This window comes from Paenibacillus sp. CAU 1782, assembly GCF_054551715.1.
In genome coordinates, this window is sequence record NZ_JBTOLL010000022.1 from 21,291 (window position 1) to 35,281 (window position 13,991).

The window sequence follows — 13,991 nt, forward strand, 5'->3', positions numbered from 1 at the left end:
TATCTTGAAAGGAATGATAACATGAGAGCTTCACGACTAAGACGAGGAGGCAATTCCCTGCAGCGGAGGATTCTCCACTGGATGGGCATCAGCGGGGCTCCCCTTGGCTCCAAAGATACTTTGGTGAGAAAAAGCATCGCGCTGGCGCTTGCTCTGATGATGGTGCTGCAGACGGCGCAGCTTGCGGGAGTCATCCAGCACTCATCGGCCGCAGGCGCTACGGTGCCGGACAGCATCATGAAGCAAACCCTGCTTCTGAACGGGCCGAGACTCGGCTCCGCGGAGGAAATTCTGGACTATTTCTCATCTCCTGCCACAGGTTCAAAAACGCTTGCGTATTTTGATACAAATGGCGCCATTTTGGGATATCCCAATGATTTTGAGGCTCAACTGGGTCAATCAAGCTATCCCTTCACGCTTCTCTATGAGTGGGAAATCGATCCAACAATCGCTACGCAAGGCGGCGACTACACCTTTAGCTTGCCGGCAAGCCTGAAATTGGAACGCGATTTGAGCGGCTCCCTGGGCAATGCCGGAACGTTCACCGTTAACAGGGCATCCAAGCAAGTCACTCTTAACTTTGCAGCCCAGAACGTTGCAGCGCCCGAAGATCTCTATCTGCGCGGCGGTCTGCAAATCGAGACGCTGCTGGAGGAAACGACGGTTATTACGGACAATGAGCTTATCATTGAAATTCCCGTAAATGCCAGCAACACGGTAACGGTTAATTTGCCGGTAAAATGGAATGGGGCAAATCCAACCATTACGAAAGATCTTGATCGTTCCAAAGGCACGAACAACAGCGGGCTTGACCGCCTGGTAAATACTTCCCGGGTTTATTGGACGATGGATGTCAACACCAAGCTGAGCACCATTGATAAACCGGTCATTATTGATACGCTTCCCGAAGAGCTTGAATACATCAGCCTGGAAGTATATCCGTTGACCGTCAACCTGCAGGGCAACGTTTCGCAAGGCGCGACCGCGCTGGACCCTGCCACGGAATACTCCGTTTTGTATACGCCATCCGTCCCTGACGCGCCTGGTGTTCCGGGAACGCCGGGCACAATTGCAATCGAGCTGGCTCAAAGCCATCAGCCTACTTCGAAAGCATATCGCATCCTGGTTACAACGGGTGTAAAAGGCACTGCGGACATTACCCAAGACGGCAAAAGCTTAACGAACTACATCGCCTTGCTGGATGATGCCTCGCAAATCGCGACCAGCAGCGCAAGCGTAACCGTGAAACGCGGACCGCTGACCAAAAAAACAAAAGGTTCTTACACTAGCGATACAAACGGCGCCGGAGACAATCAGACGGTGAATTGGACGCTGGACTATAACTTTGGGCAAATCCAAATGGACGATCCCGTCATTACGGATATCCTGCCTGTAGGCCACGAGCTGGTGCCAGGAAGCCTCAGAGTTACCAAAGTCGGCGTTGCGGACAACGGCTCGGCAACCGATCCCCGGGACCCTGTTGCGGCCGGTAACGGAGCTGATCAATACGCATTGGCGGAGACCAAAGCTCTCGCCGTCGACGCCTTTACTGTGGCGGATCAATTTGCATTGACGCTGAACGGCACCATCGATTCGGCTTATGTCATTGAATATGCGACCCGCTCCAAGGACATTGTTCCGATTACCGCAAACAACAACAAAACCAACACGTTCAGCAGCAGCTTTGATCCCGGCAAAAGCAGCAGCGAGTCCCACCAATACGTACAACGAGTGATTGACAAGTCCGGTCAGTTGACGAACTATGCCAGCAAAAAGATAAGCTGGACCATCGACCTGAACAGCAATAACTACTGGTTCAAAGGTACTGCTTCGGAACCATTGAAGCTTGTCGATACGTTTAATCGTCTTGGCCTTTCCCTTGACGCAGGCTCGCTGGTCATTACGAACAGAAGCGGAACTCCGCTGACGGAAGGCAACGAATATTCGCTTTCCCCAACGGTCAATGTCGAGAACAAGGAAACCGGTTTTGTCATTACGTTCAACAACAATTACGACTTTAATCAAAAGCATACCGTAACGTACACAACCACTTTTGACTACGAATTGTACGCTTCCAGTAATCCTTGGAATTCAACAAACAACAATACTTTCCAAAATTCAGGGGAGTTTTATTGGGAACAAATCGTAGATAAAGCAACCGGCACAACGGAATTGCAAGGCTCCGGCAGCCAAAGAGATTCCGATACAATCACGCCTAATTCGAATACGCTGCATAACGGATACAAAAACGGCAGCTATGATGCTAGAACAAAAGAAATTACGTGGAATGTACTCTTTAATTATCATAATGAATCCGTAGATGACGCCAGACTGGTGGACATTTTGCAATCCGGTCAGGAATACGTCGCCAACTCGCTACAAATTAGAAGCATGTCTCTGGCTGCCAATGGGAACTTGAATAACGGCGCGATCGTTCCTGCAGCCAATTACGATCTCGGCTACACGCCGGGCAGCGGAAACACAAACGGACAATTGCAGGTCGACTTTAAAAATACCATTAACGGCCCGCATCTGGTCACCTTCAAAACAACGCTGAGAGGCAAGCTTGTGCCGGATATCGTCCATAATACGGCTACCTTCAGCAGCAGCAACAATCTATTCCGCGCGACATTGAGCGCAAGCGTGTCCCCTTCGTTCGGCGACACCTTCGTCGACAAGGAAATCAGTCAACCGGCAGGAGCCAACGGCTGGAAGCTGGCGGAATGGACCATCTGGATTAACCCTGGCATGTCCCAGCTAAGCAACATCAAGCTGGAGGACCGTCCGGATCAGTATCAAACACTGCTTCCCGACACCTTCAAGCTGTTTGAGGCCGAGCCGAACACAGCGAATCCTAATGATTCCGGCGCGCCTCGGGACGCCGACTTTACATTGATAGAGGTTCCGATCGACAATGTGAACTACAAGCTGACTTTCAGCAATGATACATCGGCTCCTTTTAATCCAATGTTTACGCTGGAGGTACTGAATCCGCAAACGACGGAAAAGGCCTATAAGCTGGTTTATCGCACTTTGCTGGCCGACGGAGTAGGCAACAGCACTTCCAACAGCTACGCATTCAGCGCAACTGAAAAGTCCGTAACCCGTAACCATGCCCAGGAAACGCATGGCATTATTAAAAGCAACGGTGATGGCTTCTCGTTCCCCGGCAGCAACAACTACAGGGGCGGCGTGACGCTGAAGAAGGTAGCCGCAGACAAGCTGGACGAGCTGCTGGCAGGCGCCGAATTTACGCTTAGAGCTAAACACGGCAGCTTCACCCAAACTTTGACTACGGATAACAACGGCTCCATTACGTTCAGCGATGTGCCATTTGGCCAATACGAGCTGGTTGAAAAAACCGCTCCGACCGGCTACCAATTGGATACGACTCCAATCAACGTCGTCATTAATACAACTACGGACGTGGAGCTTACGGTCGAAAACGTAATCGGCTCCGGACGTATCGGCGATTACGTGTGGTGGGACAAAAACCGCAACGGCCTTCAGGATGCCGATGAGGACGGAGTTTCCGGAATCACGGTTCGACTCTTCAAGGAAGGCGATCCTGACACCGCCATTGCGACAACCACAACCGACAATGACGGGAAATATTTGTTCGATAATCTTGAGCCAGGCGACTATTATGTTCAGTTCCAATGGCCGCAGGATTACGAGCTGACCCGTAATGTCTCCGGTTCTCCGGGCGAAGATTCCAATCCGCTGGACAACAACCGGAAAACGGACAAAATTACAATTGACCGCAGCAATAACTTCCAAGACCTGACCATCGACCTTGGCCTCGTGCCAAGAGGCGCGATTGGCGATTACGTATGGCTGGATTGGGACATTGACGGACGGCAGGATACACATGCCAAGGAAAGAGGACTAAACGGCATTGAGGTTGTTCTGTACAAAGAAGTTGGCGGAGCTGCCGTTGAGGTTGAACGCGCAACAACCGGCAATTACCCTGCAGGCCATGCCAAAGCGGGCGAGCCAGGCTATTACTGGTTCGATCAATTGCTGGGCGGCAAGTATTGGGTAGAGTTCCTGCTTCCTGTCAGCTACAATCCGACAACAGAAGGCGTTGGAACGAACACCCAGGACTCCAACCCAACAACGGACGAAGGCACAACAGCCGATAGCCGCACCAAATACAGAACCGGAGAAATTAATATCGGACCTGCCAACTGGGTAGATCCAACCATCGATTTTGGCGTTGTAGCCTTGGGCAAAATCGGCGACTACGTATGGTTTGACAGCAACGACAACGGCATTCAGGAAACCGGCGAACCCGGCATCCAGGGTATCGAAGTCAAGCTGTACAAGGACAACGGAGCAAGCCGCGAGCTTGTGGATACCGTTTATACCGACCTGGACGGAAAATATCTGTTTGAACATTTGGAAGCCGGAAATTATTATGTGTGGTTCCAAACGCCATCCATTTACGACCTGGCCAAAATGGAATCCGCCGGCTCCAACAGCGGCAATGACTCCAACCGTATCCATGCAAGCGGAACAGACAAAGGCCTGACCGTCAATCCGATTCCAATCGGCCCAAGCGGCTGGGAAGATCTGAGCATCGACCTCGGCTTCACCGGCAAAGGCGCCATCGGGGACTATGTATGGCATGACCGCAACTGGAACGGCATTCAGGACGAAGGTCCGGAGCATGGCATCAACGGCGTCAAAGTCTATTTGTACCGCGACACGCCTACAGGAACGCCTTATAAAACCGACGTAACCAAAACCGTCGACGGTCGCCCTGGCTACTACAATTTTAAAGAGCTTCCACAGGGTACGTATTACGTGAAATTCGAATACCCTGAGGAATATGCAAAAACGGTTGCCGAATCCGATAACGACGCACCGAACGGCTCCAACTGGACCGATAACGACCACATCACAAGAGCCATTCACATTGGCGAAAACGAAACTCCTTACGGCTGGGTCAACCCAAGCATTGATTTGGGACTTGTGGCAAAAGGCGTGATCGGCAACTACGTCTGGCTGGATCGCAACCGAAACGGCATTCAAGACGAGGATGCTTCAGAAGGCTTAAACGGCATCACCGTGAAGCTGTTCAAAAACGGCACCACCGGCACAGCTTATGCCGAAACCGTAACGGCCAACGGGCCTGACGGCAAACCGGGATATTATCTGTTCGACAACCTGGCAAGCGGCAATTATTATGTTCAAGTCGTATTTGATGAAAACTATGAAGTAACGCTTGCGGAGCAAGGCAGCGGCGCTGGTGCCGATGAGCTTGACTCCAACGCAACACACGGAAACGGCTTTACCGATGTGATCAGAATCGGCGAAACGGCTCCAAGAGGCTGGGAAGATCTCACGATCGACTTCGGCTTGGTCCGAAAGGGCGCGATCGGTGATTACACATGGCTGGATGTCAACTATAACGGCAAACAGGATGAAGAGGATGTCCGGGGAATGAACGGCGTCACCGTGAAGCTGTTTGATTCCGACAAAAAGCTGATTGCCCAAACCATTACAGCAGACAAAAACGGCAAACCAGGGTACTATCTGTTTGACCATCTGTTCGCTGGCGACTATTACGTGACGTTCACAGCTCCGACGGGTTACTTAACTACAAAAGCGGGAGCTACTGGCGTTGCTGCCGATGAGGATTCCAACCCGATATTGGGCGGATACACAGAGGTTATCACGATTGGTTCCGGCACCGTATGGCGCGACATGACGATTGACCAAGGCTATTATTTTGTCGTCTATCCGCCGATCTTCCCGACACCTACACCGACGCCAACGCCGGGAACGGAAGAACCGGGAGAAACGCCAACGCCGGGCGAACCGACGCCTACACCAGGCGCGCCGACACCAACTCCGACGCCAGGCGTAACGCCGGCACCTACACCGACTACCGGACCGACTCCAACTCCAGTGACAGAGAAAACGGATGAGGAAACGCCGGTGGGCGGTACAGTGGAGGTGCCATCGGAAGGCACTACCGAAATCGGAACACCGCCAGCTAACGGCGGAATTACCATTACGCCGGATGGCAAATGGACCTACACGCCAAAACCAGGCTTTGTAGGCAAAGACAAATTCTCTATCATTGTCGTAGATAAAGATGGCAATGAAGAGGAAATCTGGTTTGAGATCGACGTTGATCCGATTCCGGAGGGCGGTACGGACAGTTCGCCAGACGGCGTCAACACGCTGCCAAAAACCGGACAGGAAAGCTATCTGCTCTTCTACCTGCTAGGTTCCATCCTAGTAGTTGGGGGCATTGCTCTCCGATTGGCGAGAAATCGTAAAACCAGCTAGTATAAAAAGGGTAGATTAAAACGGAAAAAGGCTTCCGCATCGGAATGATGCGGAAGCCTTCTGTTTTATCTATACAGCGTAATTACGCCTGCCGCCGATTGGAGGCCTTTCGCCCTCTTAACCAACCCGCCAGCGAAACCGACAAACCACCGGCGTAGAAATTAGCTGCTTCATCCGGGGCCAAAATTACGCCTAATTGATGATGCTCTCCGGCATATCGGGCACGCTGCGCAAATTTCAATTCACCGGATTCATTCAAAGCTTCCAGCTTGCAAAACGCCGGATTTAATGCCAAGGCATCATATAGCTCCGCTTTGGAATAGACTTTTTTGCCGTTAACCTTCTGGAGAATTTCTCCTGGCAGCAGCCCCATTGCTTCCGCAGGCGTGCCCGGCACAATGCCCAAAATCCTCAAACCTCTGGCATCATGGACAAAAAGCGGCGTCCCGCGATTTTCCGCAATGGAACTGCGCCAGACCAACGCTTCATGCAGCGAAATGGCTAGTACAGCCGCCACCGGCAGTAGGATCGGCCATTGCCAGGCCGCAACGGATGCCGCCGCAAGACAAAGGCTGTAGACCAGCAGGCCTTTTGCCGTATGTTTGGCTTTTCTGTGCGGCAGCATGGTTTTGGTCAGTTCCGTAAAGCCGATAACCATCGGCAAGGCCACTACCGTCCAGCCTGCCGAGCCGCCTCCGGCAAACAGCGGAGCCCAAGGCAGCATATCCCATGAACCGGCAGCCGTTCCGGTTCCCGCTCCCGCTGGAACCAGCAGCAGCAGCGGAATCGGCCAGAAGCCTTGCAGCACATAGCCGCCAACCAGCTTCCCTCTTTTTCCTTCAAGAAACAGCGGCGTCTTTAACCTGTCCCCATGCCAAAAGACAAGATGCGCTTCGGCCAGATGGAGCAGCGCTACCAACAGCAGCAGTCCTGCCGCATCAATGGCGGTTAGCGTTGACACGAGGCCCCCCAGCCAATCGCTTCTGTCCGCCAGCTCCGTAAAACCCGCAATCCATTGCAGAAGAGCAATGATGCCCGCGCTGTAGGCGAAGCATAGATAACGGATTCGCACCAGCATGAGCAAAGCCGCAATGCTCCAAAGCCATAATACGGCCGCAGGCGTAATCGCCGAGCCCAAAAACATGCTTACTGCCGAAAGGCCCAGACCGATCAGCAATCCGACGCCTACCGCCGTCAGGGTAAGCCGGACCCAATTGTGCAGCTTAACGGCAAACAATTGGCGCTCCACTCTGATTTGACGCAAATACTGCATGGCTATGAGAAAAACCGCTATATAGTAAAACGGCTGCGCCGCCATGCCCAGAACAGCCTCGCCTATCGAAGACAACATCGCTTTTACCGTATCCACCGCTTTTTCATCTCCCCTTGTGTAAAAAGCAAGAAGGCCCTGCTTCAACAAACGAAGCGGACCTTCTACTAATTCGACATGCGGGAGCTATTTCCTTCCCACTTCTTTAATCGCTTCCTGCAGCTGGATGTCATTTTCGTCCTTCTGCAGCCACGCGATAACTTCCTGCTCCAGCTTCTCCGCCGTTGCCTGATCAATTTCTCCGCTGTCAGGCAGACCGTGTTTTTGCTGGAATTTTTTGACCGCTTGTACGGTTTCCTGACTGTAATAGCCATCTTCTCTCGATGGGTCAAATCCGAGGCCATGCAGCATCACTTGAGCGCTGCGCACCGATTCGCTCAGGCTATCCGGCTTCAATGCCTCCTCAAGCGAAAGGCGGGCCACGGTGTAAAGCTCATGCGGGCCCACGGCAACATCGGGAGTAATCCCTTCACCATGAATCCAATTGCCGTTCGGCGTCAGCCATTTGGCAATTGTCATTTTGACCAGGCTTCCATCGCCCAGCGCTTTATTGTAGCTGACCTGGACCGTGCCTTTGCCAAACGATTGTTCCCCAACCACAACGGCCCCAGCTGCTTCCTGCAAAGCGCCCGCCAATATTTCCGATGCGCTTGCGCTGCCTTTGTTGGTTAATACCGCAATTGGATAATCCTTTTGCTCCCCGCCTTTGGCCAGCGTTTTCTCGCGGTTTCCGTTCCGATCCTCCACCTGCACCACGGTTGCGCCTTCCTTCATAAAAAGCTGGGACATCTCCACAACGACCGGAAGAACGCCGCCGGGATTGTTGCGGACATCCAGCACCAGCCCCTTCAGCCCTTCCCCTTCCAGCTTCTCCAGCTCTTCTTTGAACCGTTTGGCCGTGTTCATGGAAAACTGGCGGATTTCAATCACTCCGATACCATCTGGTCGCAAAGTTCCGTAAACCGTTTCGACATCGATATCGTCCCGAATCAGAACCAGCTGTATGGGCTCCGAAAAACCGGTGCGCTGTACAACGATTTTGGCCTTTGTCCCTTTGGGACCCCTTATTTTGGCAACTGCCTCCTGCAGGTTCAACCCCTCCAGGCTTTCGCCGTTGACGGAGATCAACACATCTTTGGCAAGCATCCCGGAGCGTTCCGCAGGGGAACCCTTAATGGGAGACACCACAACGATTTTGTTGTTATCCAACGTTACCTCGGCTCCGATTCCCGAAAAAGAACCTTCGACCGACTCCGAAAAATGCTGCGCGTCGTCTTCCTCCATATAGACGGAGTAGGGATCGCCAAGCGCATTCATGATGCCGCTGACCGCTCCGTCAACCAGCTCTTCCCGATCTACCTTTTCATAAAACTTGGTTTCGATCAATTCCAACACAGCGTTGATCTTCGCCATTTCTTCCTGCTTGAGCGAACTCGACTTTCCTTCATCGGCAGCGGCGACAACCGCGGTTATCGGCTCCTTCGTCCCCAGCCATTGATCCGCCATCGTTATTGTGACAAACACGGAGGCAATCATGGTCAATAAAACAAACGTTATGACTGTACGTCCTTTAAAGTACACCCCGGTACACCACCTTCTTGATTTCGAAGCTGCAAGACCACCATAGTATATGACAGGCATGGCATCATTATTTACATTAGCCCTTAATGGACAACAAGGGCAGCCCTAGGGCTGCCTCTTATTGATTGGTGTAAAGCTATTTTATCATTATTTCAAATATCCGCCAGGATTAACCGCTACTTCATTTTTTCTCACTTCAAAATGCAAGTGCGGTCCCGTGGAGTTGCCCGTACTGCCGACTTCGGCAATTTTGTCGCCTTTTTTGACGCTGTCGCCGACATTAACAAGCAAGCCGCCATTGCGAATATGCGCGTACAATGTCCACAAACCGTTGCCATGGTCGATAACAACAGCATTGCCATAACCGCTCCAGGCTTGCGACACGATGACAACGCCGGACTCCGCCGCATAAATGGCCGTTCCGGACGGCGCCGCAAAATCAATGCCGGTATGCGTATGCTTTTGTCCCGTTATTGGATGAATTCGAGTGCCAAAGTTTGAGGTTATCCGGTAGTTTCCTGTAATCGGCATTCCCAGCTTCCCGCCGGAATATGGGTTCTGGATACGTTTTTTCTCGCTATTTAATTTGGACACTTTTGCGGCAAGCTCCAGCAGCAGCTTCTCTTGCTCCTCGCTGATGACAACCAGCTGCTCCAAGGTATCCGACATTTCGCTCAAGTTTTGATTATAGCTGGCGATAAGCACTTCTTTCTCCGCTTCCTTCTTCACCAGATCCGCCTGCTTCAGCTCCAGCTCATGAAACAAATCCTGCACTTCAGCAAGTTGAATCTCAACCTGGGCTTTCTTCTCCTCGACAAGTTCCTTATCCTTTTTGTGCGCTTCCAGAATATCCTTGTCGGAATTCAAAATGGTCTGCAGAGCATCAAACCGATCCAGAAAATCGCTAAAGCTGTTTGCGCTAAGCAATACATCCATATAGGATACAAAGCCGTTTGTATACATCAGGCGCATTCTGGACTGAAGCAGCTCGTCCCGTTTTTCGACCCGCTCCACCGCTTCGTCCAACTGAATGCCGGTTTCAATCAATTCGTCTTCCTTAGCCTTTAATTCGGCTTCCGTCTTGTTTTTTTCCACGACAACTTTGTCGATTTCCGCCAGAAGCTGGTTAATTTCCTTCTGGGCATCCTCTTTTTTGACCGTCAAGTCCTGTTTCTGCTGTTCGACCGCGCCAGCTTCCCTCTCCGCAGCCGCCGCTTTGCTTTCGGCGTCTTTGATCTGCTGTCTTGCATTGGCGAGATCACGCTCGATTTGGGAAAGCGAAGAAGCTTCGCTGTCTCCAGGCTCCACGACAAAGCTGGTTAGCATAACAACCGCAATCAGCAATAAAAACAACCTTTTCATCCACCGGTTCACCTACACTTTCAGATACTTTCGGATCGAAATCGTGCTTCCCAAAATGCCAATCAAGGTGCCAATGCCAACAATGAGTACGGAAACTGCCAACGCCGCTTCTTTAAGCGGAACAAGCGTAATCAACATTAACGAAAATTCCGTTTGCGTAAGTTTCAACAGCTGGGCGTAACCCAGGATCATAATTCCCGAGGTAACGACCGAGCTGACCAAACCAATCAATGCTCCTTCGATAAAGAAAGGCCAGCGGATAAACGCATTTGTTGCTCCAACCAGCTTCATAATGCCGATTTCGCGGCGTCTTGCCACAATGGTCATTTTGATCGTGTTGGAAATGAGCAGCATAGCCGTTACGCCCAAGCCGATGACAATAACAAGGCCGATATACCGGAGGGCATTCGTAATTTTGAACAACGTTTCAACGGTGCCTTGTCCATATTTGATTCTATATATAGGCTCGTCGCTGTCCGTGCTGTTGATTGCTTGTATGGCGTCTGCGACGACCTGTACCGACTGAGGATCGTATACTTCGACCGTATAAGATACCATCAGCGGGTTGTTTTCATCGGAATAACCTTCCAGCCAATCCCCGTTTTCGTCCCCCATGGCTTCCCGCAAAATTTGCAAGCCTTCTTCCTTGGAGACAAAAGTCACTTTGCTCACTTCCGGCATGTTGCCGATCGTGTTTTGCAAATCCGCCACCTTGGCATCATCCACATCCGTATTCAGGAACACTCTGATTTGAACTTTGCTTTCGATTTGGTCCGCCATCATGTTGACGTTCATCGCCAGCAGGACAAAAACGCCCAAAATAAACAACGATATAAAAATAGAACTCATAGAAGCAAAAGACATCCAGCCATTGCGGATAATATTTTTCAAGCCTTCCCGTATATGGCGGAGCAACGTGCTAAACTTCATAGCCGTACTCCCCTCTTGCTTCATCCCGCACAATATTGCCGTTTTCGATCGCGATAACCCGCTTGCGCATGTTGTTTACAATATCCTTGTTGTGGGTAGCCATTACTATGGTCGAGCCTCTAAAGTTGATTTCTTCCAGCAAGTTCATAATGCCGGCCGATGTCTCGGGATCCAGGTTGCCCGTAGGCTCGTCCGCAACAATAACCGAAGGGTTGTTCACGATGGCTCGCGCGATGGACACTCGCTGCTGCTCGCCGCCGGAAAGCTGGGAAGGGAGACTGTTGTGCTTATGCTTGAGTCCAACCAGATCCAGCACTTCCATCGTCCGCTTCTTGATAATGCGGCGCGGCGCCTCTATGACCTCCATCGCAAACGCGACATTTTCATAGACCGTCAGCTTGGGCAACAGCCTGAAATCCTGAAAGATAACGCCTATGTTTCTTCTGACATAGGGGATTTTTCGCGATTTCAGCTTTCCGATATTAAAATCGTTGACGGAAATCTGGCCTTTGGTAGGAACCTCTTCCCGATAGATAAGCTTCATAAACGTCGACTTGCCCGCACCGGAGGGGCCTACCAGATACACAAATTCATTGCGATCTATACGAACCGATACGCCGCGCAGGGCATGTGTGCCGTCGGCGTAAGTTTTCCAAATGTCGTGCATTTCTATCACGGTATCACATCCTGTTTGTAGTCAATTTTACTATTTCGACAGCGTCCGGCTAATTCCTTCAACAGAGGCCCCTTTTCCGCTTTTTTCACAATTCTAATCTTTGAGACGGCTTGTCGATTTCTGCTGGCTGGCACCTCAAAACGACCATTATCCCCAGCAATTGACTCTGCCTCGCCGCTAACGTAACGCAAAAAACAGCCCGCAGCGCGAAAGCCGGGGCCGTTAATTGTTTATTCGCCATAATCGGCGATGATAGGACAGTTATTTATTTGCTGCGCTCGGCATATTCCGTTACCCAAGCACCGGTTTCCGCAAGACCGGCTTCCGCTCTGCCGATTGCGGCGAGCACCTGCTCCTTAGCCGTTCCGCCGTAAACGTTGCGCGCGTTGACGACCTGCTCCGGTTGAAGCACGGCATAGATCCGATCATCAAACAGGCTGGAAAATTGCTTGAATTCCTCCAGCTTCAGATCCAGCAAATATTTTTTCTCCTGGATGCAATACAGAACCGTTTTGCCGATGACTTCGTGCGCTTGGCGGAAAGGCATGCCTTTGCCCACGAGGAAGTCCGCGATATCCGTAGCGTTGGAGAAGTCCTGATTGACCGCCTGGCGCATCACGTCGACATTGACCTTCATAGTCGCGATCATCGGCGCAAATAGCTGAAGCGCGCCTTGCAGCGTTTTGACGGTGTCGAACATGCCTTCCTTGTCTTCCTGCATGTCCTTGTTGTAGGCCAGCGGCAGCGACTTCAGAACGGTCAGCAGGCCGACCAGGTTGCCGTATACGCGGCCTGTTTTGCCACGGACAAGCTCCGGCACGTCCGGATTTTTCTTCTGCGGCATAATGCTGCTGCCCGTACAGAACGCATCGTCCAGCTCCACAAAGCGGAATTCCGTGCTGGACCATAGAATCAGCTCTTCGCTGAGACGGGACAAATGCATCATGATGATGGACGCATGCGACAGAAACTCCAGAATGAAGTCGCGATCGCTAACGGCATCCAGGCTGTTTTCATAGACGCGGTCGAATTGCAGCTGCTCCGCTACAAAATGACGGTCGATCGGGAACGTGGTGCCGGCCAGCGCGCCTGCGCCCAGCGGGAGCACATTAATTCGCTTGTAGCTGTCCTGCAGCCGCTCGATATCGCGGCCAAACATAGACACATACGCCATCAGATGATGGGCGAACAGGATGGGCTGCGCCCGCTGCAAATGCGTATATCCCGGCAGGATTGTATCGCTGTTCGACTTGGCTTGCTCCACCAGTGCCGATTGCAGCTTCTGGAGCATATCCACAAACTCGACAACGCGCTTGCGCAGCCACAAATGCATATCGGTCGCTACCTGATCGTTCCGGCTGCGTCCGGTGTGCAGCTTGCCGCCGACCGGGCCTACATCGTCGATCAGCGTTTTTTCGATATTCATGTGAATATCTTCGTCGCCAATCGTGAATTCAACGTCGCCGCGGCGAATGCGCTGAAGGACGCGGTGCAGGCCGTCCTTGATTTTTTCCACATCGTCCGCAGGCAGTATGTTTTGTTTGCCCAGCATGGTAACATGCGCCAGGCTGCCTTGAATGTCTTCTTCGGCCAGCTCCTTGTCGAACATGATGGAAGCTGTATATTCTTCAACCAGCTGATCGGTTTTTTTCGTAAACCGGCCGCCCCATAATTTGCTCACTGTAGCTCGCGCCCCCTTGCGTGATCTATTAAAGGCGGGAGCTGACCTCTCAGCCGATAGGGCTGTACGTCTCCGCATAACATCCCATGCATGGAGCTAGGTCAGCCTTCCCGCCTCTTCTGCGCTAT

Annotated in this window: 7 protein-coding genes; 1 reads left to right on the forward strand and 6 read right to left on the reverse strand. The window is 51.8% G+C overall.

What is annotated here, in order from left to right:
* Window positions 1–81: 81 nt before the first annotated feature.
* On the forward strand, window positions 82–6,303 hold the full coding sequence (locus tag ACX93W_RS24760) for an SdrD B-like domain-containing protein (protein WP_459395048.1): 6,222 nt from the start codon (window positions 82–84) through the stop codon (window positions 6,301–6,303).
* Window positions 6,304–6,385: 82 nt separating this feature from the next.
* On the opposite strand, the gene ACX93W_RS24765 is transcribed toward ACX93W_RS24760, so the two are convergent.
* The 6 genes from ACX93W_RS24765 to argH all read right to left on the reverse strand — a co-directional run bounded on the left by ACX93W_RS24765 (window position 6,386) and on the right by argH (window position 13,863).
* Window positions 6,386–7,723, reverse strand: coding sequence for a PDZ domain-containing protein (locus tag ACX93W_RS24765; protein ID WP_459395049.1), 1,338 nt, complete (start codon window positions 7,721–7,723; stop codon window positions 6,386–6,388).
* Window positions 7,724–7,759: 36 nt separating this feature from the next.
* Window positions 7,760–9,214: a S41 family peptidase gene (locus tag ACX93W_RS24770; protein WP_459395050.1), complete on the reverse strand. Its 1,455-nt coding sequence runs from the start codon at window positions 9,212–9,214 to the stop codon at window positions 7,760–7,762.
* A gap of 147 nt (window positions 9,215–9,361) precedes the next feature.
* Window positions 9,362–10,576 (reverse strand): murein hydrolase activator EnvC family protein, encoded by a 1,215-nt coding sequence (locus ACX93W_RS24775; RefSeq protein ID WP_459395051.1) that lies wholly within the window; start codon window positions 10,574–10,576, stop codon window positions 9,362–9,364.
* Window positions 10,577–10,588: 12 nt separating this feature from the next.
* Window positions 10,589–11,506: a permease-like cell division protein FtsX gene (ftsX, locus tag ACX93W_RS24780; RefSeq protein WP_459395052.1), complete on the reverse strand. Its 918-nt coding sequence runs from the start codon at window positions 11,504–11,506 to the stop codon at window positions 10,589–10,591.
* Window positions 11,496–12,182 (reverse strand): cell division ATP-binding protein FtsE, encoded by a 687-nt coding sequence (gene ftsE / locus ACX93W_RS24785; RefSeq protein ID WP_459395053.1) that lies wholly within the window; start codon window positions 12,180–12,182, stop codon window positions 11,496–11,498. The genes ftsX and ftsE overlap by 11 nt, the downstream gene beginning before the upstream one ends.
* A 265-nt stretch (window positions 12,183–12,447) precedes the next feature.
* On the reverse strand, window positions 12,448–13,863 hold the full coding sequence (gene argH / locus ACX93W_RS24790) for an argininosuccinate lyase (RefSeq protein ID WP_459395054.1): 1,416 nt from the start codon (window positions 13,861–13,863) through the stop codon (window positions 12,448–12,450).
* Window positions 13,864–13,991: the final 128 nt, after the last annotated feature.

Coding starts and splice junctions, on each gene's coding strand:
- ACX93W_RS24760 (WP_459395048.1), top strand. CDS start 82: ATGGGCATCAGCGGGGCTCCCCTTGGCTCCAAAGATACTTTGGTGAGA.
- ACX93W_RS24775 (WP_459395051.1), bottom strand. CDS start 10,576: ATGAAAAGGTTGTTTTTATTGCTGATTGCGGTTGTTATGCTAACCAGC.
- ftsX (WP_459395052.1), bottom strand. CDS start 11,506: ATGAAGTTTAGCACGTTGCTCCGCCATATACGGGAAGGCTTGAAAAAT.